This window comes from Rhizobium sp. BK619, assembly GCF_014195245.1.
Classification (GTDB): Bacteria; Pseudomonadota; Alphaproteobacteria; order Rhizobiales; family Rhizobiaceae; genus Rhizobium; species Rhizobium acidisoli.
The window spans coordinates 263,146-284,421 of the sequence record NZ_JACIBH010000009.1 but is presented as its reverse complement, the minus strand read 5'-3'; the positions used below and the strand labels follow the sequence as shown (position 1 = coordinate 284,421).

Sequence of the window (21,276 nt, the reverse complement as noted above, 5' to 3'; positions counted from 1 at the left end):
ATGACGATCCCGGAAAAGATGGCGGCCGTTCTGCTCACCGGCCATGGCGGGTTGGAGAAGCTCGTCTATGTCAGGGACGCGCCCGTCCCGACGCCCGCCGACGGCGAGGTTCTGATCCGGGTCACCGCCTGCGGCATGAACAACACCGATGTCTGGGTACGCCAGGGCGCTTACGGTACAGAGGACGACCCCTCCGCCGTCTCCACCTGGCGCCGGCAGGGCAATACGCTGAGCTTCCCGCGCATTCAGGGCACCGATACGGTCGGCCATATCGTTGACGTCGGCGCCGGCGTCGATCCGGCACGCATCGGCGAACGTGTCATGGTCGATTTCTCGATCTACAACCGCGACGACGACAGCCTTGCCGACATCGACTATATGGGCCATGGCCGCGATGGCGGTTATGCCGAATATATGGCGCTGCCGGCTGAGAACGCCCATGTCGTCGCGACCGATCTGACCGACGTCGAACTCGCCACCTTCTGCTGCGCCTATCTGACCGGCGAACGCATGCTGGAGCGGGCAAGGCTTGCCGCCGGCGAACGCGTCCTCGTCACCGGCGCCTCGGGCGGCGTCGGCTCGGCGATCATCCAGCTGGCGCGCGCCCGCGGCGCCATCCCGATCGCGGTCGCCGGTCCCGGCAAGGAGGCGGCAATCCTCGAGATCGGCGCCGAAGCTGTGGTGACCCGCGGCAAGGGCGATCTAGTCGAAGCCGTGCATTCCGCCAGCCGTGGCCAGCCGATCGACGTCGTCGCCGATCTCGTCGGCGGGCCGCTGTTCAATGACCTCCTGAAGATCCTGCGCCCCGAAGGCCGCTATACCACCGCCGGCGCCATCGCCGGCCCGGTCGTCCAACTCGACCTCAGGACGATGTATCTGAAGCAATTGGAGCTGCACGGCTCCAGCCAGGGAAGCCGCGCCGATTTCCGCCGGCTCGTCGGCTATATCGAAAGCCGGAAGATCCGGCCGCTCGTCGGCGGCGTCTATCCGCTGTCGGAATTCCACCGCGCCCAGACCGATTTCATGGCGAAGAATTTTGTCGGCAAACTGGTCGTGGTTCCGGACTAAAGCGCGTCGCGATCTTTCAGATTCGCTCCCCGCGCTTTAGCTCTTTGTTTTTGCGCATGTCGTTTTCGCAAAACCGCTGCGCACTTTTGCGCGACATGCTTTAGAGATAAGCGCGATCGCTTGTCGCGCGGCAGGCGAACCTTATCGGTTTTGCGGCGTTTCACGGCCATGGACACGGGCAAGACGACATACCTCACCTCCGCCGAACTCGGGCGAATTCGGCGCGCTGTCGGCATAGCCCGTCTGATGGATACGGCCGTTCGATTGCCGGTCATCGGTGTACGGATCGGCGCGGACTCGGTCCTCGGCCTCATCCCGGCCGTCGGCGACATTGCCGGATCCCTCATCGGTCTTTTCATCATCGATGAGGCAAGGCGGCTTGGCCTTCCCGGCCACAAACTCGCCCGCATGGCCGCCAATCTCGGTGTCGACGCCGCCTGCGGCACAGTTCCGCTGATCGGCGATCTCTTCGACGTCTATTTCAAGTCTCATCGCCGCAACGTCGGCATCATCCTCGACCATTTCGGCGTCAGCGAAGACGAGCTGAACCGCCGAATTTGACGGGGCCGGCCGCCCAGTGCTGTTTCCTTGGCGAGGGGCCTCCACGAGACCCGACGCCGATCGACCAACAGACTCTAAAGCTCAGTCAAAGCGCCCGCCGTCTTCACCGCGTGATCAAGAACAAATTGCAGCTTGGCAGCGTGGCCGAAACCCGGTTCGTCCGGCTGTCCTTTTCGCACGGCGTTGGCAAATCGCTGGAAATTGGTGATGACCGGTTCGACTTCGATCTTGCGCCAGATCGCCTTGTCGGCGTCGGCGCCTTCACAGGTCCTGAGCGTCGAGCCCTCAGGCGTATGCACCACCTCCAGCGCACCCTTGTCTCCATGCAGGCGCAGCCGCAATTCGTTCAGATGGCCGGTCGCCCAGCGCGTTGCATGGATGACGCCGGCCGCACCGTTTTCGAGTTCAGCCATCATCAGGAAACTGTCATTTGCATCGAGGTCGTATTCCCCGATCCGGTTCCCAGGACTTTTGTCGAATACTTTAAGATGCGATGCCGCCGCCTTGACGTCGCTTCCGGCGGCAAAAACCGCGAAGTCGAGAATATGGATACCGACATCACCCAGCACACCGTTGGAGCCGTGTTTCGTCGACAGCCGCCAAAGCCATTGCGATTCCTTCGTCCAGTCGCCCCAGGCCTTGGAGACCAACCAGCTTTGCAGATAGGAGGCTTCGAAGTGCCGGATCGCGCCGAGGCGACCGTCGAGCACCATCTTCCGCGCTGCTTGCAGCGGCGCGACATTGCGATATGTCAGGTTTACCATCGTGACCTTGCCGGACGCCGCCGCGGCGTCGGCCATCTCCTTGGCCTCGCCGTAGTTCACCGCCAGCGGCTTCTCGCAGAGCACATGCTTGCCGGCGCGAAGTAATTTCATCGTCGTGGAATAGTGGGCGCGATCCGGCGTCACATTGGTCACCGCATCAAATTCTCCCCAAGCAAGGGCATCATCGAGCGATGTGAACGTCAGCGGGATAGCATGCCTGAGCGCGAAAGCCCGCAGCCGGACCTCGTCCGTATCGACGGCGGCAACAATTTTGACGCCGGCGATTTCCGAGAAATTCATGGCATGGGTATTTGCCCATCCTCCGGTTCCGAGAATGATCAAGCGCATCTTTGTCCTCATTTGTTTATCGAATTGTTGGCAGCAAAATCGGTCGTCTGTCGCAAGCGCCCGACGCTCTTGCCAAGAAAGAGATCGGCCCGTTTCTTCCAGGCCAATCCCCTGTCTTGGCGTCCACGCGAGTAAGGTGTCTCAGCGCCTCAGCGGTAGCCGGCTTCGCCGGCCTGGTGCAGTTTCGGGCCGCGTTCGACGATCGGCTCCAGTGCCTTTTCTACCGGCACATTTGGGGCGTCGGTAATGCCAGTCAACGACCCTTGCGGGTTGTACGCCCATTTGACGCCGTTGATCAGCACCTTCTGGACGGTGGCGTCGTGATAGGTCGGATAGGTCTCGTGGCCGGGGCGGAAATAGAAGATGTTGCCGGCGCCGCGCCGCCAGGTCAGGCCGGAGCGGAACACTTCACCGCCCTGGAACCAGGAGATGAACACCGTTTCGAGCGGCTCCGGCACCGAGAACTGCTCGCCGTACATCTCCTCGTTCTCCAGCTCGAAATGCTCGCCGATGCCGGCGGCGATCGGATGGCGCGGGTTGATCGTCCACAGCCGCTCGCGCTCGCCCGCCTCGCGCCATTTCAGCGCGCAGGGCGTGCCCATCAGCCGTTTGAAGATCTTCGAGAAATGGCCGGAATGCAGCACCAACAGGCCCATGCCTTCCCAGACGCGCTTGGCGACCCGCTCGACGACGATGTCGGAGACGGCGCCATGATCCTTGTGGCCCCACCAGGTCAACACATCGGTTTCGGCAAGGCGGGCTTCGCCCAGCCCGTGTTCCGGCTCCTGCAGCGTCGCCGTCGTCGCCGAAATCCCGGGGTCGGTATTCAAAGCATTGGCAATCGCCGTGTGCATGCCCTCGGGATAGATGCCGCGGACAATTTCATTGGTAGTCTCGTGGATGTTTTCACCCCAGACAATGGTGCGAATGGTCACGTTGTTTACTCCTGGTGGTTAAACGGATCGCGCCTTGGGAAGAGCATCGACCCTGGGAAGATCAGGCAGCCTGCAGGGATGCCCGCTCAGCGCCCGGCCTGAGCGGTCGAAACGGTGGACATGGCCGGCAAGCGGTGCAAGGCCAAGCGTCTGGCCTGGCTCGTGACGGGAGACACCGGCCTCCCGCACGATGAGCGGCTCATCCGCGCCGATATCCACATAGACAAAGCTATCGGAGCCGAGGATTTCCGAATGAATGACCGTGCCGCTCCAAACCGGCGACTCGGCCGTGATGCGAACATGCTCTGCGCGCACGCCGATTGTATGGCTGTCATAGGGCTGTGCCAGCCCGCCCGACAGGAAGTTCATTTTCGGCGAACCGATGAAGCCGGCAACGAAGAGCGAATTGGGGCTTTCGTAAAGTTCGAGCGGCGTACCGATCTGCTCGACGACGCCGTCCCTCAACACACAGATCCGATCGGCCAGCGTCATCGCCTCGACCTGATCATGAGTCACATAGATCATCGTCGTGTTGTGCATGCTGCGATGAAGCTTGGCGATTTCCAGCCTGGTCGCGACGCGAAGCGCCGCATCGAGGTTGGACAGCGGCTCGTCGAAAAGAAAGACCTTGGGATCGCGGACGATCGCCCGGCCGATTGCGACGCGCTGGCGCTGGCCGCCGGAAAGCTGGCGCGGCAAGCGATCCAAATAGGGTGAGAGCTGCAGCATGCCGGCCGCCTCTTCAACACGCTGGCGGCATTCGTCTCTGGTGCGCCCGGACAGTTTCATGCCGAAAGCCATGTTGTCGAAGACGGTCATATGCGGATAGAGCGCATAGGACTGGAACACCATGGCGATCCCTCGCTTCGATGGCGCGTGCTGGTTCACCGTCGTGCTGTCAAAGGAGAGGGTTCCTGACGTAATGTCCTCCAGGCCGGAGATAAGCCGGAGCAGCGTGGACTTGCCGCATCCCGACGGTCCCACGAACACCATGAATTCACCTCTGCGGATGTCCATCGTCACGCCCTTGATCACCTCGAAAGCACCGAAGCTCTTACGGATGTTCTCCAGTCGGATTTCTGCCATGTCCTACTCCCTCAACCCTTGACGCCGCCGGCGGTCAGCCCGGAAATGATCCGGCGCTGGAATATCAAAACAAGCACGACAACCGGGACGGTGACGATGACCGACGCCGCCATGATGTTGCCCCAGGGGATCTCGAATTCGCTGTTGCCCGACAGCAGGGCAATGGCCACCGGGACGGTTCGCTGCGTATCCGATGACGTGAATGTCAGCGCAAAAAGGAACTCGTTCCACGCGGCGATGAAAGCAAGCAGCCCGGTCGTCACCAGCGCCGGCCACATCAACGGCATGAACACCTGGGTGATAATGACCCATGGCGAGGCGCCATCGACGATCGCCGCCTCCTCGATCTCGATCGGCAATTCCCGCATGAAGGTCGTCAGCACCCAGACGGTGAACGGCAGGGTGAAGATCGTGTAGGAGAAGATCAGCGCGAAAGGCGTGTTGAAAATGCCGAACCAGCGAATGAGTTCGAAGAGGCCGGCAAGAACGGCGATCTGGGGAAACATCGACACCGAGAGGATGGTCAGCATCAACAGCGCCCGCCCGCGGAAATTCACCCGCGCCAACGCGAATGCGGCGGTGATCGAAAGCAACAGCGATGCGGAAACCACAACGCAGGCGACCATCGCAGAATTCGCAAGACTGCGAACGAACCCGCCTTGGCCCATCACGGAAGTGTAGTTGGCGAAAGAGATCGAGGTCGGCCAGTAATCGACTTGGAAAAGCGCCGTGCCAGTCTTCAGGCTCGTCAGGATGGCATAGTAGAACGGAAACACCGCAATAATGACGATGATCGTGACGAGCAGGTAGAAGAGCGTGTTTTTGGTGATCGAAAGCAGCATCAGCGTTCCTCCCCACCGAGCTTGACGCGGCCGAACCAGATATAAAGGACGGTGACGGAGGCAATGATCAGGAAAAGCACCGTTGAGGCGGTGGCGCCGTAGGCGAATTTGTCGAAGTCGAACAGGTTCTCGCGCGCCATCACCGACATGGTTTTCGTCTGCGCATTGTTGGGCGTCAAAACATAGATCAGATCGAAGATGCGCATCGCATCCAGCATCCGGAAGATCACGGCAACCATGATGGCCGGTCGGATCAGCGGCAGCGTCAGACGCCAGAACACCTTGATCGGATTGACGCCGTCGATCTTGGCGGCTTCATAGATATCGCCCGGAACCATCTGCAGTCCCGCAAGGATCAGAAGCGCCATGAAAGGCGTCGTCTTCCAGACGTCGACGATCAGCACCGCGATCATCGCCGTTTCCAGATTGGCGGTCCAGGCAATCTTCTCGCTGATCAGCCCGAAGCCGAGCAGAATCTCATTCAAGATACCGAACTGGTCGTTGAGCATCCAAGCCCACATCTTGGCCGAGACGATCGTTGGGATCGCCCAAGGAATGAGGATTGCGGCCCGTACGACCCCACGTCCGACGAACCGGGCATTCAGTACCAGGGCGACGATCAGTCCGAGCACGGTCTCGATGACGACCGAAAGGACGGTGAACTTGGCGGTATTCCAGACGGCATGCCACCAGACCGGATCGGCAAGCAGCCCGCGATAGACGGTCCTTCCGCTCTTCAGCGTCACCCACGACAGATAATTGGAAAAGCCGACGAACTGCGCATTGCCAAGGTCGTTGAGCGACGCATTGGTAAAGCTGAAATAGATCGTTCTGAACAGCGGCCATCCGGCGACGATCGCCAGGATCAACAGCGTCGGCGCCAGAAACATCCAGGCAGATCGAATGCGTTCGGATTGCAGCTCCGTAGAGGCTCTGAGCTTGGAAAGCCTTCGTTCAATCGCTTGTGGAACTACGATTTCCGTCATGAAACGCCCCTCCTCGTTGACTCAGACCGAAGACCGGACCGACGGCTTGACAGCCGCCGGTCCCGATAGTCACCACGCGTCGCCCTTGAGGGTCGTCAGGTCGGCTTCGAGAAGCTCGAGGTTCTCGGCAGCTGAGCCGCTGCCGGACAGAGTATTGTGAACTGCAGTCCAGAACTTCGAAGACACTTCATTGTACTTGACTTTGGCCGTCGCCGAAGGACGCGGCACCGCGTCCTGGAAGATGGGTTTCCAGTTCGGCATGAAGGGCTGCGCCGCGGCAACATCCATGTCGTCATAAAGGTCCGTCAGCGTCGGCAAATTGGACAGCTCGACGGCACGCGCCTTTTGAACGTCCTTCGACGCCAGGAATTTTACCAGCGCGATGGCCGCTTCCTGCTTTTCGGAGTATTTCGACACCGCCAGATTCCAGCCGCCGAGCGTCGAAGACGGCTTGTCGCCGGCGGCCGCGACCGGTAGCGTCATCACGTCGAACTTGCCCTTAACAGCGCTGTCGGCACCATTGCCGAGGGAATAGGCATAAGGCCAGTTGCGCATGAAGACGGCGTTGCCGGTCTGCCAGACGCCCCGCGATTCCTCTTCCTGATAGGCGAGCACGCCTGGCGGTGAGATCGTGCCGATCCAGCCCTTGGCGCGTTCGATTGCTGCAGCCGCCTTCTCATTGTTGATGGAGATCGTCCCGTCCGTCTCGACGATCTGGCCGCCGCCCGACGACTTCACCCATTCCAGCGCGTTGCAGGTCAGCCCTTCGTAGGAATTGCCCTGAAACACGTAGCCCCAGAGGTCCTTCTGTCCGGCCTGACGTTCTTTATCCTGAACCTCTTTGGCCGTTGCGGCCATCTCGTCCCAGGTTTTCGGCGGCTGCTTGCCGTATTTGTCGAGCAGGTCCTTTCGGTAAAACAGCGCCGGAGCATCGGTAAACAACGGCAGCGCCACGAGCCGGCCATTGACGGTCTGCGACGCGATAATCGACGGGAAGAACTGGCCGACTACGTCTTTGGTGGCCTCCTTCAAATCGATGAACTGGTCGGCAAGCTGCGGCGCCCAGATCACGTCGGTCTGATAGACATCGATGTCCTTGTTTCCAGCCGCAAGCCACAAGCGGTATTGGGAGAACTGCTCGCTGCTCGATGATGGCATAGTGACGAGCTTGACATGATTGCCGGTCTCCTTCTCGAAAACAGCAACCTGCTTCTGCAGGAATTCGATGCTTTTCCCGGTAGTGTTGGCGGCGAACGAAATTTCGGCGGCGCGGATCGGGCCGGCGACCGCGACGGCGAGCGCGGATAAAGCCAAGGCAAACTGTTTCATGATCTCCTCCCAGAAATTGAAATCGATTTGGCCCGCAGAACATTGCAGAAGGTCTTGGCGGCGTCAAGCCGACAAATTGGCACTTCACAGTTGTGCAACATGTCGATCATGGCATCATATACAGCTTAAGAGGCATTTTTTAGCGCCTAAAGGTGACACCCCCAGTCAGTAGAATTGAAATCGATTTCAATCGCCGTCGAATTAGGCGCTTGCCCGTTGCGCATCGCCAAAGCATCGTCCATTGATTGCCCAGATAAAGAAGACATCCGATGAAACTTCGTGAATTTGCAAAGCAGCTTGGGCTTTCTCCGACGACGGTCAGCCGTGCGCTCAGCGGCTACCCAGAGGTGAGCGAAGCGACGCGCGCCCGGGTTGCAAGCGAAGCAATGCGGCTTGGCTATCGCCCCGATATCAATGCCGTGCGGCTAAAGACCGGACGAGCCGGAGCGATAGGCGTTATGATGGGACGTTCAGGAGAAATTCATTTCGCTGAATTCGTGTCGGGAATGGCGCAGCGCCTGGAAACGGCCGATACGGATATTCTCATCACGCCCATCACCGCACACAATGATGACGACGAGATCCAGGCCTATCGACGCCTGGTCGAAAGCCGCCGGGTGGATGCAGTGATCATTCATTCGCCACGCCCCCGGGACCCTCGGATCGAGATGCTGAACAGCCTCGGCGTGCCTTTCCTGGTTCACGGCCGCTCGGAGACCGAGCACGTTCACGCCTGGCTCGATATCGATAATGAAAATGCTGTGCGCAGGTCCACCGAACACCTGCTCGACCTCGGGCACCGGCGCATCGCCATGATCAACGGCCTCAGGGGCAAGACCTATTCGATCCATCGCGAGCAGGGTTTTCGGCTGGCGCATCAAGAGCGTGGGCTAACTGCCGATCCCAACCTGATGGTCTGCGATAAATTCTCCGACGAAAGCGGCTTTCGCCATGCCCGCTCCTTCCTCGAGAGAGCGAATGCGCCGACCGCCATCGTCGCGGGCTCCACGATGACGGCGCTTGGTGTTTATCGGGCCGTCCGTTCGCTTGGGATGACGGTGGGACAGGATGTTTCGGTCATCGCCCATGACGACGTCTTCCCTTATCTGACGGCCGAAAACATGGTGCCGTCGCTCTCGACGACGCGATCCTCGATGCGAGCTGCGGGCACGCGCTGTGCTGAGTTAACGCTACAGCTTATCGCCGGCCGTGCCGCGGATGAGGTCCATGAATTGTGGCCGGTCGAACTGATCCTCAGGGAAAGTACCGCCCCACCGCCCTGACGGAGCAACCTCTCGACACGGACAGGACCCGAGTGTCCTCTAAAGATGATCGATCGGAGCGACCTTCCCCGCCAAGAACGCCAGAGCCGCCGCGCCGACAAGGCCCGAGTTCTGATCCAATGCCGCCAGCATCACCTTGACATCCTTGAATGCCGGCATTGCCCATTGGCTGATATAGGCTTGAATACCCGGCTGCAGACGGTCGAACTCGTGCGAGAGCCCTCCCCCCATGACGATGATATCGGGACTGAAAATATGGATCAGGCTGGTGAAGCCGCGGCCGAGAATCTCCGCTTCCTCATCGACCAGTTGATTTGCGAGACGATCGCCATTTCTAGCCGCCGCGAAAACGCTGCGGCTGTCGAGGGCGCCGCCGTTGCTGCCTAGCGTTGTGTCGCGGCTTTCCATTGCCCGCATTTGCGCGCGCCGCGCAAATGCCGGCCCGGATCCATAGGCCTCGAAACAGCCCCTGTTGCCGCAAGGGCAAAGCTCGCCGTTCGGCACGACCGACATGTGGCCGACATGAGCTGCCATGCCCTTGCGGCCGCGCACCACCCGACCATCCGAGATAACGCCGCCGCCGATCCCGGTGCTGACCGTGACATAGACGAGGTTATCAAGCCCCTTGCCGATACCGAACTGCCACTCGCCGATCGCCGCGGCAATGGCGTCGTTTTCGAGATCGACCGGAAAGGCAAACCGCTTCTGCAACTCCGCCTTCAGCGGAAAATCGACGAAGCCCGGAAGGGTGGGGATATCGGTTGCGACACCGGTGACCGTATCGAGCGGGCCTGGGGCGGATACGCCGACGCCCACCACCGAAGCAGGCTTCGATGCTGCGAGCAGCCGATCGGCGAGGCCGCAAATCTGGGCGAGCACCCGGTCGGGGCCGGCCAGCGCATCCGTCGGTTCGGCCACACGCGTCAGGATCCTGCCGTGTTCGTCGACAAGGGCAGCGCGCACCTGCGTTCCGCCGAGGTCTATGCCAATGGCAACCTGCTGCATGTGAAGACCACCGGTTAGAGCGCGCGCATCCATGCCATCCGCTCATCGAGCGACGGTGCATTGAAAGCCAGGGAACCAAGAACGACCGTTTCCGCACCGGACTGGCGCAGGAGCGGCACCGTGTGCTCGCGAATGCCGCCATCGGCCGCCAATACGATCCGATCGGCCGCACCGCAGCCGGCGATGATCCGCTTTGCCTGTTGAAGCCGGGCGCCGGCCTTCTCGTCGAGGCCCTGGCCCTTCACCCCGATCGCCGTGCCAAGCAACGTCACGAAACGCAGCCGCGAAGCGTATGTCTCGATCCGCTCGACGGGGGTGTCGACCTTGAGAACCATGCCGGCTGCGACACCGCGGCGATCGAGAAGATCGAGAGCCTGGTCCGCGACGCGTTCGTTTTCGACATGAAGACTGATCAGGTCGCTGCCGGCATCGGCGAACTGCTCGATCTGCGACAGGATGATGCTGTCGGCAACCATCAAGTGAACATGGATCGGGCGCGCGGAGGCTTTGCGCACGCCGGCCACGAGATCGGGGAAAAACAACATCGCCGGCGCGAAATGGCCATCGGCGACATCGATATGGAGGATGTCGACGTGAGGATCGACACGTCCGAGATCATCGGCGAGACGCATGAGATCGGCCGACCAGACGGAGAATTCGGCAATCAGCCGATCCTTCGGAAGATCTTCGATCCAGCTTTTGGAGGGGGTGGACATCGTTTCAGAGCTCCTTCAGAAAATTGCCGACGGCAAGCCGAAAGTCGGCGACATATTGCGGACGGCTCTCGGTTTTCGGCGTGATCTGCACGAAACGCGCGCCGGCAATCCGCGCGGCAAGAGCATGCGCGTGGCCAAGAGGATGAATGCTGTCGCGATCATGGCCTATGACGAGGGTCGGCAGGGCGAGATTGCCGACCTCATCATCGGTCACACCAGGGCCGTCATTTGATATCCTGGTCAGCAACTCGGCGGTCACATCCAGAGGCGTGCGGGAGAAAAACCCGGCAAGCGAGGCGAGATTGTCCGGCGCCTCGGCGGCGAGCCGCATGCCCACAGGCCCGGCAAGGAATGCCTGCTTTGCCTCGCCCAGTGGCAGGATCTTCAGAAGCCGGCCGACTTCGGCATTCGGCGCCATATTGTCCGGCGCCGATGCCGCCAGCCAGGCCGGCCTTGCCAGGATCAGCGCCTTGACGAGATCGGGCCGTTTGACGGCGAGACGCAAGGCGATCGCGGCCCCCATCGAAATGCCGCCGACCACAACCGGCAGCTCAAGGTTCTGCTCGATATAGGCGGCGATATCGTCGCAGAAGGTCGAAATCGACAACTGCTCAACATTACCGGCCGCGGAACGGCCATGGCCGCGGGCTTCGACCGTAACCCGGCGATATCCGGTTTCGAGCGGAAAGACCTCGTCCGTCTGCGCCGCGTCTCCGCACAGACCATGCTGGAAGATTGCCGAGGCGCCCTCGCCCGCCATGTCGATGTTGAGAATGGTCCCGTCGCTGGTTGCGAACGGTTGAGCCCCTCTCATCGTCCTCTCCCCACGCCTTCGCCGTCGAGAGTCCCTTTCAGAAAGGAGGCCGCACCGGCAGCCTCCGAGGCCGAAAGACCGTGTGTGACGAGACTGCCGCCAAAGCCGATTGCCTTGAGACGGCCGAGATAATGCGGGTAGTCGAGGACGCCCTTGCCGGCGGTCGCGAAACTGCCGTCGGGATTGCGATCTTTCGCATGCGCCATGACGATCCGATCGGCCAGAAGATCGATGGCTGAAGACACGATGCGCCGCTGCTCCTCCAGCGTCGCAACCTCGAAAAGATTGGCCGGATCGAGCACGATCTTGACGCGGGGGCTCTTCAGCGCGGCGATCAGCCGATGGGCTTTCTCAGCCGAGTTGACGACATTGGCAAGCTCGGGCTCGATGCCGAGGTCCACATCATAGCGCTCGGCGATTGCGATGGCCGCTTCCATGGCTTCGAGGAGATCGCGCCAGGCCGCCGGCGTGTCGTTGTCGGCGTGCGCCTTCCACTGGTCGATGGGGTCGCGTGTGCCGGTGCAGAGCGTGATCAGGGCGGTCGACATGCCGGCGCAGCGCGCGGCCAGCGTCTCCAAATTGCGGAGGCCTGTTTCGCGCACGGCGGTATCGGGATGGATCATGTTGTAGGTGCCGGAAACCGCGACGATCTCGACACCAGTTTTGCGCGCCGCCTCCGTGACCGCGCGGGCCTGGGCCTCGGTAATCGTCTCCGGCATCGGCGGCAGACCCGAGCAGGCCATATTGTATTGTGCTGCGGTAAACCCGGCCTGCGCAACCGAATTGAGGACAGTCGAGGGCTCTGTTCCGTCGAAGGTCTTTGCGAAAATGCCGAGCTTCATCACACGCCACCCGTGACATCGGCCAGCGCGACCGGCTTGCCGCTTTCGGCGGAGCGTGCGACGGCGACCATGGCCCGGACTGAAGCCAGGCCGTCATCGATGTCGGCGCCTTCCATCACCGCGCCATCCAGAATGGTGCGGGCGAAGCCTTCGACCTGACGGCGATAGAAATGGCCGTCGGCACCGAGAACGCGATGGGTCGCGCCATCGGCTTCCCGGAAAATGTCGACCTCGCTGGTCTTGTAGTACCACGGGTTATAGGTCTTGCCCAAAATGCTGCCGTTCTTGCCATAGATCTGGAAACCTTCGTGCCAATCCATGCGCACCTGGACGGTGAGATCGAGATGGCCGAGCGTGCCGGAGGCAAATACCACGTCGACGAACCAGCACCAGATACCGGCCCGCTCGGACAGACGCGCAGTGACGGAAACGATATCGCCGGCGAAATAACGGGCCGTGTCGATCAGGTGGCAACCATGCGCCAGCATATAATAGCGGCGCAGGTCGGCTTTCGGATTGCCGGAGGGTTTTCGCGCATTGGCGCTGGCAACGATCAGGGGCTGGACCGCATCGGTCATCGGATAACGGTGGGTGCTGTCGCAATACCATGCTTTCAGGGCAACCATCTCACCCATCTCGTCACGGATGAAGGATTTGGCCGCCTGGAGCCCTGCGTCGAAACGCTTCATATGCCCGACCTGAAACACCTTTCCCGACTTGTCGACTTCAGCCTTCAGTTCCAGGCATTCCTCGACGGTGACCCCGACGGGTTTCTCGCACAGCACATGCTTGCCCGCCTGAAGGGCGCGAATGGAGGCCGGGACGTGAAAGGCATCGGCGGTCGCGATGATCACCGCATCGAGGTCGGGATCGGCAAGCATCTTGTCGTAGTCGTCGTAGGTTTTACCAGCTCCATGGGTGATTGCCATACGTTCGCGCAGATCCGCGGCGACGTCGCAGATCGCATAGAGATCGGCATTCACAGCCTTCGTGCAGCTCTCGAAGTGCGCGGCCTGGGCAATCTGGCCCGCTCCCAGTACGCCGATGCGGAGGCGTTGTTGCTGTTTTGCTGGCATCGATAAGCTCTCTAGGTCGAATGTTGAAGATAAACGCCGGTTTCGGCGCCGAAAGGAATGGCCCTTAGTCGAACTGCAATCAGCACCTCCCGGATCTGCCTAGTCAGTTCAAAGCCATATGCGTTTGAGGATGGAAAAAGTGCAGTTTCGCCGGGTCGATTGCCAGATTGATCGATTGGCCCGTCTCGACCGTGCTGACGGCCTCGAAGCGGGCGACGGCGTTGGCGGCACCGCTCAAATCTTCGACGGCATCGGGGTCGCCCGAGTCGATCCGGACCGCCTCGATCTTCAAATGCACGATCAACTCGGAGCCGAGCTCCTCGATCGACTTCACGACAACCGGGATCGTCGGATAGGAGGCTCCGGACGGCAACCGGCTGTCATAGAGGTCCTCGGGCCTGACACCAAAGATCAGCGCCTTCCCCTCGAAGGCGGAAAGGCCGGGAGCCCGCTCGAAGGCGCTGTCGGACAGAGGGATGGAGAAGCCTGGCAGATGGATCCGCATGCCCTCCAGACGCCCTTCGAAGAGGTTCATCGACGGCGAACCGATGAAGCCTGCGACAAACGCATTGACCGGGCGATGATAGAGGGCCTTGGGCGTGTCCACCTGCTGGAGCACGCCGCCCTTCAGTACCGCGACGCGATCGCCCATCGTCAAAGCTTCGGTCTGATCATGCGTCACGTAAATCGTCGTCACGCCCAGCTGCCGCTGCAGGCTGGCGATCTCGGCGCGCATCTGCACACGCAGCTTGGCATCGAGGTTGGAAAGCGGTTCATCCATCAGGAATGCCGCGGGCTCGCGGACCATGGCGCGGCCCATCGCAACACGCTGGCGCTGGCCGCCGGAAAGCTGGGCCGGCTTGTTGCCGAGCAGGCTTTCCAGCTGCAGGATCTTGGCGATCTCGTGAACGCGCTTGGTTCGCTCGGCCTTGGTCTTTCCGGCCAGCTTCATCGAAAAGGCAATGTTGTCGAACACCGTCATGTGCGGATAAAGCGCATAACTCTGGAAGACCATGGCAATATCCCGGTCCTTCGGCGCGAGATCGACGACGTCCTGACCGCCGATGCTCAAGGTTCCGCTGCTGATTTCCTCCAACCCGGCAATCATGCGGAGCGCGGTCGATTTTCCGCATCCGGACGGGCCGACCAGGATCAGAAACTCACCATCATGGATCGTCAGGCTCAGATCCTTGATCGCATGGTAGCTGTTTCCATAGGTCTTGCAGATTTTGTCCAGTACAACCACAGCCACGTCTCATCCTCCCGTGTCAGTCCGCTCACGTCTTCGACCGGCGCTCTTCCCGCCACCTCCGATCCTTTCGACAAGAAAGCTCAGGCCTGAGCTTCAATGTCAACAAAAGAATCGATCGCATTTCGCGTCCTCGTTTTCGAGATCTCGCCATATCCAATTGAAATATTTAACATTTTATCCGAAAATTAAGATTAATCTGCGCGCTAATATTTTTTTACGCGCGTAACTTTTATAACCGGCGCGACAGCTTTGAAGGATCTTTAAACCCTGCGATCAAGGTGTTGTTCTGCTCGGGCGGCCAGCCAGGTCGACACCGACTAACGGCACACTAATCGTGACATCCAGGAATCGGGCGCGGCGCCGGCGCATTTTCCCCTGCCATCCATGCCAGGCAGGTCCGGTTGTCGGGAAGGCCCCGGCGCCCTCCGCGTGCGGTCACGGAAATGGCAGCAGCCGCCGTGGCATAGGCTACGCAATCAAGTGGGGCTTTGCCCTCGGCAAGGGCAAGAGCGTAGGCCCCGTGAAAACAGTCGCCGGCGCCGGTCGTGTCGACCGCCTGAACCTGATAAGCCGGCAAAAACCACCGGGTGGGATCGCCTTTCTGGCGAAGGCAGGCCCCTCGTTCGCCATCTGTCAGCACGACAGCGGACCGATCCGTTGACCAGAGCTTCTCCAGGATGGTCCTTGGATCATCTTCACCGGTGTACTCTCTGGCGAAAGCGAGCGGCAGCACCAGATGGTCGGCGAAGGCGAGAAGCCGGTCCGTCGCCGCCCCGACCGTCCATTCGATATCGGCTATCACGGCAAGCCCGAGCGCCCGCGCCCGCGCCACCACGCTTTCCGAATGCATGGCATATCCATCGATCAGCAGGACCGGGGCCTGGATCAAGACGTCATCGGGCAGCGCATCGGATGTGCCGTGCAGCACATCGTCGTCATAGGCGATGAACCGGTCGCCGTCGGGAGCGACGGTGATCACGGAGCGGATCGGCGCGGCAGCGGCGTGGCGGGGCGCCAGGGATATGTCGACGCCCTCACGCTCAAGTTCGGCACCGGCCGGGTCGGTCGCAGGTTCATCGCCGAGCCAGCCGATAAAGCCGGCGCGCCCGCCGAGCCGGGCGACGGCAACCAGGGCCGTCGCCACGTTGCCGCCGTGGTCCGTGGCACGCTTCGTCACCTTCCCCTTGCCGGCCGAAAGGCCGCGATCGACATAGATGATGTCATCGATGGCAAGGGCGCCGAAGCCCAGAACCTGGAGCGGGCGCAACACGTTTCACACACCGGCAGCCGCCAGCGCCTCCTCTGGCGCCATCCCCTTATGGATGACGAGCTTGAAGGCGCGCGCGGCCATGGTCGTATCGCCGTGACCCCACAGGTTGCGGCCGACGACCGCCCCTTTGGCGCCAGCCCGCAAGGCTTCCGATGTCTGGACGAGCGCGCCAAGCAGCGTATCAGTCTTCGGGCCGCCGGCGATCACGACCGGAATCGGGCAGGTGGCGACGGTCTCCCGAAAGGATTCGAAATCTCCGGTGTAGCCGACCTTGATCACGTCGACGCCGGCCTCGAAACCGATGCGCACCGCATAGGCGATTTCATCCGGGGTGAACACGATCTTGCCGCCGTCGGAGAAATCGCGGGGATAGACGTGGGCGACGACCGGCATCTCGAAGCGGGCGGCAGCGTTGACCGTATCGGTGAGCCAGCGGATGTACTCTCCCTCGGTGGCGCCGCGCACGGGGATGGCGACAGCCAGAGCATCCGCGCCATAGCGGACCGCGTCTTCCGGGGTGGCGATGAGCTGGCGAATCCGGTCGTCGGCCGTAAAGCAGCCGCCCTGAATGACGAGGGCTGCCTTGCCGGCATAGTCCGACCAGAGGTGGCGGGCCGCGCCCGGCTGGATGCTGATGTAGTCGGGCCCTCCGGCCATGACGCGCCTCAGCGCCCCCGGCAGATCGGCAAGCCCGCCCTCCCGGACATTGCCATAACCGACAAAATGATCGACCGCGCCGCCAAACAAATGGCCCGAGGGGTTCGAGAACAAGCGTGCGAGGCGAATTTTGGTTCCGAGACCCATGGCGAGACTTCCTTTGCGATTGCGGCGTTGCGACTGCCGGCGTCGTTGCTGAGAAAATCCTAACTCGAAAGCAAACAAATGTTCAATATTTCGAATTCTTTCGTTTTTCACATGGAAAGAGATTTTTTGACGTGCATTTCGGCGGCGTAGCGGCTATTTTTGCGGAAGAGGCTGCAGGAAGATGCGGCAATCTTTCGTTTTTCAAAAGGTGCGTTGTTCCAAAGAGCGCGCGCAGTCGGGATCGCATATGCTTGCAGAACAGCGGCGGCAGCAGATCATGCTGGAACTTCAACGGGTCGGCCAGGCGCGCACCCGCCAGCTCGCGGAATTCTTCGAGGTCTCGGAAGTGACGATCCGCTCCGACCTCGAAATCATGGACGCGAAAAAGCAGCTGATCAAAACGCATGGCGGGGCAATCGCCCTGCCGTCCGACTCGCCGGCCGCAGCCTTCGAGGAGCGCATGCAGCGCAATTTCGATGCGAAGCGGCGCATTGCCCAGATGGCCGCGCGGCAGATCATCGACAACCAGTCGATCGTGTTCGACAGCGGCTCGACGCTGCTGCAGGTGGCCATGCAAATGCCGCCGGTCAACAACGTCGTGGTTGCGACGACGGCGATGAACATCGCCCAGCATCTGATGTACCGGCCGGGGCTCGACGTGCACATGATCGGCGGCCGGGTGTTCCCCAGCACCGTCAGCACGATCGTCTCGGATTCCGACAAGGCGGTCGGCGGACTTGTCGCCCACCAGGCCTTTGTCGGCGCTCATGCGATCGATCAGGCCTTCGACGTCGTCGATGTTTCCGAGGATATGGCGCGCACCAAGCGCAACCTGGTTCGCATGGCCCGGCGCGTCGTGCTCGTGGCGGATTCGAGCAAGTTCGACATCGGCGCCTCCTCCAAAGCCTTCTCGCTGTCGCGCGTCGATCTGATCATCACCGACAGCAACATGCCGCACAGCATCCGCCACCGGCTGGACAAGCTCGGCGTGGAGGTGCGCTACGCGTGACGGGCAGGCAGCCTCCCAACCTAGTCCGGAGCCGGGAGAACCTCGCGAAAGGTTTCGGCCGCGGCCGGGAAAACGAAGTCGCCTAAAACCCCAGTCGTCGAAGCGTCTCGCGGTTCTTGCGAACTGCCGTGGCCGGATCGGTTCCGGCATGATCCGACTCTTCTTCCACCACGATCCAGCCGGTGAACTCGGGCGCCTCCCGAACGGCCGAAATCACCGCCGGCACATCGCAGACGCCTTCGCCGAGCATCGCCCAGATCCCGCCGGCATCGACATCCTTCAGGTGCACGTAGCGGATACGGTCACGGTAGGCCGAAAGCGTGTCGTCGATCTCCTGGCCGCCACGCAGGATATGGCCGGTATCCGGCACCCAACCCACGCGTGGATCCAAAAGAGAAAACAGCCGGTCATAGTCGGCCCGGGTGAAGAGCAGCGTATTGTGGTGCGAGGAAGGGTGGACGGCAACGGCAACGCCGGACGATCGTCCGATCTCGGTCGCATGATTATAGCACTCCGCCGCGATGGCGAACTTCTCCTCGCGCGGACCATCCGAGACGACCGTGGCCGATCCCATCGACACCATCGCACCGGGAAAGTTTGCTGCGAAATCCACCCATCGCCGGGCCGTCTCCAGATCGGAGGCGATCTTTTCCGCCACCGTGAAACCGCTGGCGGAGCCGAAGGCAAAGGAAACCAGCGTCAAACCGGCATCCGCGAGTGTCCGGGCAAAGCCGGCTGGATCGAGCGCGTAGTGACCGATCATCGTGTCGGTGATCTCAAGACCGGCATATCTGCCATCGGCGATGGCGCGCACCAGATCATCCGGCCCACCGCTCCATCCCTTGCCCAGCATTTCCCAGGTGAATGTCTGGCAGCCGATCTTCAGCGCAGCATTGTTCATGAGTTGGTCCTGACCTATTTCGTTGGCGACAGCCGATATCGAATCCAGACCCTCCGCGCAGACGACGTCGGGGCACCTGGTATCCGGCATTTCCAAAAATGCTTTCTTCAAGAAGGGTCGATATCCCGAACGAAGGGTTTTCCCCCGGGGAATTGCGAAGCCTCCCAGCGTCTTGTCATTTCGTAGGGGAAAATGTTACCGTGCGTCAACATAATTTATTCCTCGCGCAGTCAACACAACGCACCCCAACTCTCCGAACGCTGAACGGCAAGGTCAGATACTTCGATGGCACAGACCAATCATATGAAACTCAGGATCGGCGTTGTGGGATGCGGCAGCATTTCGCTCGCCTATATGCGCAATGCGCCGCTGTTTCGCGGCGTCGAAATCACCGCTTGTGCGGATATCAATGCAGACGCCGCCAAGCGGCGCGCATCCGAGTTTAACCTTCGGGCGGCCGACGTCGACTCCCTCATTGACGATACGAACATCGACCTCATCCTCAACCTGACGATCCCGGCTGCGCATTTCGATGTTTCGATGCGGGCACTGTCGGCGGGCAAACATGTCTTCACCGAGAAGCCGCTCGGCGTCACGGCCGCCGAAGGGCGCCTGCTGGTCAATGCGGCCGCCGAAAGGAGCCTCATGCTCGGTTCAGCACCGGACACCTTCCTCGGGGCAGCCGGACGCCATGCCCGACGGCAGATGGAAGCCGGGGCTATCGGCAGGCCGGTAACGGGAACAGCCTTCATGATGGGCCGCGGCATGGAGCATTGGCATCCTGATCCCAGCTTCTACTACCAGGCCGGCGCCGGCCCGGTGATGGACATGGGCCCCTATTACCTGACGATGATGGTCAATCTGATGGGGCCGATCCGCCGTGTGCAGGCCGTCGCCACAAGCGGACAGGAAGAACGGCTCATTACCGCCGAAGGGCCGAAACAGGGCACCACGTTCAAAGTGGGCACGCCGACCAGCGTGCTTTCGCTGCTGGAATTCGATTGCGGCGCCACAGTCACCTTCGGCACCTCCTGGGACGTCTTCCGCCACTCCAACCACCCTATCGAGCTGCACGGCACAGAGGGCTCGCTGCGCCTGCCCGATCCGGACAATTTCGGCGGCCGCGTCGCGCTCTCCAGCCGTGGCGCGCCCTGGCTGGAAACCGATACGTCAGGCGCACTCTTCGGCGCCGTCAACTGGCCGATTGCAGCGCCGGACCGCGCCAACTACCGCATGCTTGGCCTTGCCGATCTCGCCCGTGCCATCATCGAGGCCCGTACGCCCCGCGCTTCGGGCGATCTCGCACTGCATGTGCTCGACGTCATGGAAGCAATCCTCCGGGCAGGTGAAACCGGTGTCGCCCAGACCATTCCGAGCACCGTTGCCCAACCAGCGGAATTGCAGGAAGACGAAGCAAGGAGCCTGCTCGCATGACGCAACTGGATGAATCCGCAAGACGCGCACTGGCCTGGCCTGGCGAGCCGCAGGAGCCGGTGGAAAGCTGTACGCCGGCGCTGGCGCGGCAACAGTATCTGGACGGTTTCGCAGATATCCAGTGGCCGCTCGAGGATGTGGCGGAGATCCTGGAAAGACATGCCGCCGCAACCCGTTTGAAGATCTGGCGCGGCCGCGCCGCGCCGCGCCAGCAGGCTCCCGCCTTGCTGTATCTCCATGGCGGCGGCTTTGTGATCGGCGCGCCGGAAACCCATGAGGACATCTGCCGGAGCCTTGCCAATATGGCCGGCGCCGTCGTGGTTTCGCCCGACTATCGCCTCGCCCCGGAACATCCCTTTCCGGCGGCGATCGAGGACTGCGCGGCCACGCTCGTCTGGATGAGGGATCAGGCCGATGCACTCGGCATCGATCCGGCGCGAATTGTCGTTGGCGGCGACAGCGCCGGCGGAAATCTCGCCGCCGTCATCGCTCTTCTGGCGCGGGACGGACATGTCCCGGCCGTCATCGGCCAGGTGCTGATCTATCCGGTGACCGACCAGACGCAGGCAACCGACAGCTATTTGCGTTACGCAGAAGGCTTCGGCCTGACGGCAGCGGCGATGCGATGGTTCCGGGACCACTATCTGCCGGACCCTGCGAGCGGATCCGACTGGCGGGCCTCGCCGCTTCGCGCAACGTCGCTGGCGGGCGTGGCGCCCGCCGTCGTCATCCTTGCCGGCCACGACGTGCTGTTCGACGAAGGCGCCCTCTATGCCGAGCGGCTCAGCTCGGAAGCCCAGGCGACAAGCCGGACATGGCCCGGACAGATCCACGGCTTCGTCTCGAAGCGACGAGCCATTCCGGAGGCGCAGGAGGCTCTCGAAGCCATTGCAACGGCATGGTGCGCCATGGACCCTGCGCTGGCCCGTTCAGCCGCAACCAACGACTGAT

At 61.5% G+C, this 21,276-nt stretch carries 21 protein-coding genes; 6 read left to right on the top strand and 15 right to left on the bottom strand.

Annotated features, from left to right (window positions below; genetic code table 11):
- Together FHX14_RS19045 and FHX14_RS19040 are read left to right on the top strand one after the other, a co-directional pair.
- Complete coding sequence (locus FHX14_RS19045) at window positions 1–1,068, top strand: alcohol dehydrogenase family protein (RefSeq protein WP_184378113.1); 1,068 nt, start codon at window positions 1–3, stop codon at window positions 1,066–1,068.
- Between the two features lie 168 nt (window positions 1,069–1,236).
- On the top strand, window positions 1,237–1,629 hold the full coding sequence (locus FHX14_RS19040) for a DUF4112 domain-containing protein (RefSeq protein WP_054185259.1): 393 nt from the start codon (window positions 1,237–1,239) through the stop codon (window positions 1,627–1,629).
- A gap of 74 nt (window positions 1,630–1,703) precedes the next feature.
- Here the strand turns inward: FHX14_RS19040 and FHX14_RS19035 are convergent, their stop codons facing one another.
- The 6 genes from FHX14_RS19035 to FHX14_RS19010 all read right to left on the bottom strand — a co-directional run bounded on the left by FHX14_RS19035 (window position 1,704) and on the right by FHX14_RS19010 (window position 7,919).
- The gene (locus FHX14_RS19035) at window positions 1,704–2,741 is read right to left on the bottom strand and encodes a Gfo/Idh/MocA family oxidoreductase (RefSeq protein WP_184378112.1); all 1,038 of its coding nucleotides are present in this window, start codon (window positions 2,739–2,741) and stop codon (window positions 1,704–1,706) included.
- A gap of 149 nt (window positions 2,742–2,890) precedes the next feature.
- Window positions 2,891–3,676 (bottom strand): ThuA domain-containing protein, encoded by a 786-nt coding sequence (locus FHX14_RS19030; protein ID WP_184378111.1) that lies wholly within the window; start codon window positions 3,674–3,676, stop codon window positions 2,891–2,893.
- 18 nt (window positions 3,677–3,694) lie between these two features.
- The gene (locus tag FHX14_RS19025; RefSeq protein ID WP_184378110.1) at window positions 3,695–4,762 is read right to left on the bottom strand and encodes an ABC transporter ATP-binding protein; all 1,068 of its coding nucleotides are present in this window, start codon (window positions 4,760–4,762) and stop codon (window positions 3,695–3,697) included.
- Between the two features lie 11 nt (window positions 4,763–4,773).
- Window positions 4,774–5,604 (bottom strand): carbohydrate ABC transporter permease, encoded by an 831-nt coding sequence (locus FHX14_RS19020; protein WP_184378109.1) that lies wholly within the window; start codon window positions 5,602–5,604, stop codon window positions 4,774–4,776.
- Window positions 5,604–6,590 carry a sugar ABC transporter permease gene (locus FHX14_RS19015; RefSeq protein ID WP_184378108.1) on the bottom strand — a complete coding sequence of 329 codons (987 nt, stop codon included), beginning with the start codon at window positions 6,588–6,590 and terminating at the stop codon, window positions 5,604–5,606. Before FHX14_RS19015 ends, FHX14_RS19020 begins: the two co-directional genes overlap by 1 nt.
- Window positions 6,591–6,659: 69 nt before the next feature.
- On the bottom strand, window positions 6,660–7,919 hold the full coding sequence (locus FHX14_RS19010) for an ABC transporter substrate-binding protein (protein WP_184378107.1): 1,260 nt from the start codon (window positions 7,917–7,919) through the stop codon (window positions 6,660–6,662).
- 269 nt (window positions 7,920–8,188) lie between these two features.
- On the opposite strand from FHX14_RS19010, the gene FHX14_RS19005 reads away from it, so the two are divergent.
- On the top strand, window positions 8,189–9,202 hold the full coding sequence (locus FHX14_RS19005) for a substrate-binding domain-containing protein (RefSeq protein WP_054185265.1): 1,014 nt from the start codon (window positions 8,189–8,191) through the stop codon (window positions 9,200–9,202).
- 39 nt (window positions 9,203–9,241) lie between these two features.
- Here the strand turns inward: FHX14_RS19005 and FHX14_RS19000 are convergent, their stop codons facing one another.
- The 8 genes from FHX14_RS19000 to FHX14_RS18965 all read right to left on the bottom strand — a co-directional run bounded on the left by FHX14_RS19000 (window position 9,242) and on the right by FHX14_RS18965 (window position 16,981).
- Window positions 9,242–10,207, bottom strand: coding sequence for an ROK family protein (locus FHX14_RS19000; RefSeq protein WP_184378170.1), 966 nt, complete (start codon window positions 10,205–10,207; stop codon window positions 9,242–9,244).
- A gap of 14 nt (window positions 10,208–10,221) precedes the next feature.
- The gene (locus tag FHX14_RS18995) at window positions 10,222–10,923 is read right to left on the bottom strand and encodes a ribulose-phosphate 3-epimerase (protein ID WP_184378106.1); all 702 of its coding nucleotides are present in this window, start codon (window positions 10,921–10,923) and stop codon (window positions 10,222–10,224) included.
- Between the two features lie 4 nt (window positions 10,924–10,927).
- Window positions 10,928–11,737: an alpha/beta hydrolase gene (locus tag FHX14_RS18990; protein WP_184378105.1), complete on the bottom strand. Its 810-nt coding sequence runs from the start codon at window positions 11,735–11,737 to the stop codon at window positions 10,928–10,930.
- A complete protein-coding gene (locus tag FHX14_RS18985) occupies window positions 11,734–12,579 on the bottom strand; it encodes a sugar phosphate isomerase/epimerase (protein ID WP_184378104.1) in 846 nt (281 codons plus the stop codon). The genes FHX14_RS18990 and FHX14_RS18985 overlap by 4 nt, the downstream gene beginning before the upstream one ends.
- Window positions 12,579–13,655 carry a Gfo/Idh/MocA family oxidoreductase gene (locus tag FHX14_RS18980; protein WP_184378103.1) on the bottom strand — a complete coding sequence of 359 codons (1,077 nt, stop codon included), beginning with the start codon at window positions 13,653–13,655 and terminating at the stop codon, window positions 12,579–12,581. Before FHX14_RS18980 ends, FHX14_RS18985 begins: the two co-directional genes overlap by 1 nt.
- A 103-nt stretch (window positions 13,656–13,758) precedes the next feature.
- Complete coding sequence (ugpC, locus tag FHX14_RS18975; RefSeq protein ID WP_184378102.1) at window positions 13,759–14,907, bottom strand: sn-glycerol-3-phosphate ABC transporter ATP-binding protein UgpC; 1,149 nt, start codon at window positions 14,905–14,907, stop codon at window positions 13,759–13,761.
- Between the two features lie 328 nt (window positions 14,908–15,235).
- Window positions 15,236–16,177, bottom strand: a complete 942-nt coding sequence (locus FHX14_RS18970; RefSeq protein ID WP_184378101.1) for a PfkB family carbohydrate kinase — start codon at window positions 16,175–16,177, stop codon at window positions 15,236–15,238.
- A gap of 3 nt (window positions 16,178–16,180) precedes the next feature.
- The gene (locus FHX14_RS18965) at window positions 16,181–16,981 is read right to left on the bottom strand and encodes a class I fructose-bisphosphate aldolase (protein ID WP_184378100.1); all 801 of its coding nucleotides are present in this window, start codon (window positions 16,979–16,981) and stop codon (window positions 16,181–16,183) included.
- 247 nt (window positions 16,982–17,228) lie between these two features.
- Here FHX14_RS18965 and FHX14_RS18960 point away from each other — a divergent pair, with 247 nt between their 5' ends.
- Window positions 17,229–17,990 (top strand): DeoR/GlpR family DNA-binding transcription regulator, encoded by a 762-nt coding sequence (locus FHX14_RS18960; protein ID WP_037074100.1) that lies wholly within the window; start codon window positions 17,229–17,231, stop codon window positions 17,988–17,990.
- A gap of 82 nt (window positions 17,991–18,072) precedes the next feature.
- On the opposite strand, the gene FHX14_RS18955 is transcribed toward FHX14_RS18960, so the two are convergent.
- A complete protein-coding gene (locus FHX14_RS18955) occupies window positions 18,073–18,891 on the bottom strand; it encodes a sugar phosphate isomerase/epimerase (protein WP_184378099.1) in 819 nt (272 codons plus the stop codon).
- A 285-nt stretch (window positions 18,892–19,176) separates the two neighbouring features.
- On the opposite strand from FHX14_RS18955, the gene FHX14_RS18950 reads away from it, so the two are divergent.
- Window positions 19,177–20,325 carry a Gfo/Idh/MocA family oxidoreductase gene (locus FHX14_RS18950; protein WP_184378098.1) on the top strand — a complete coding sequence of 383 codons (1,149 nt, stop codon included), beginning with the start codon at window positions 19,177–19,179 and terminating at the stop codon, window positions 20,323–20,325.
- A complete protein-coding gene (locus tag FHX14_RS18945) occupies window positions 20,322–21,275 on the top strand; it encodes an alpha/beta hydrolase (RefSeq protein WP_184378097.1) in 954 nt (317 codons plus the stop codon). The genes FHX14_RS18950 and FHX14_RS18945 overlap by 4 nt, the downstream gene beginning before the upstream one ends.
- Window position 21,276: the final 1 nt, after the last annotated feature.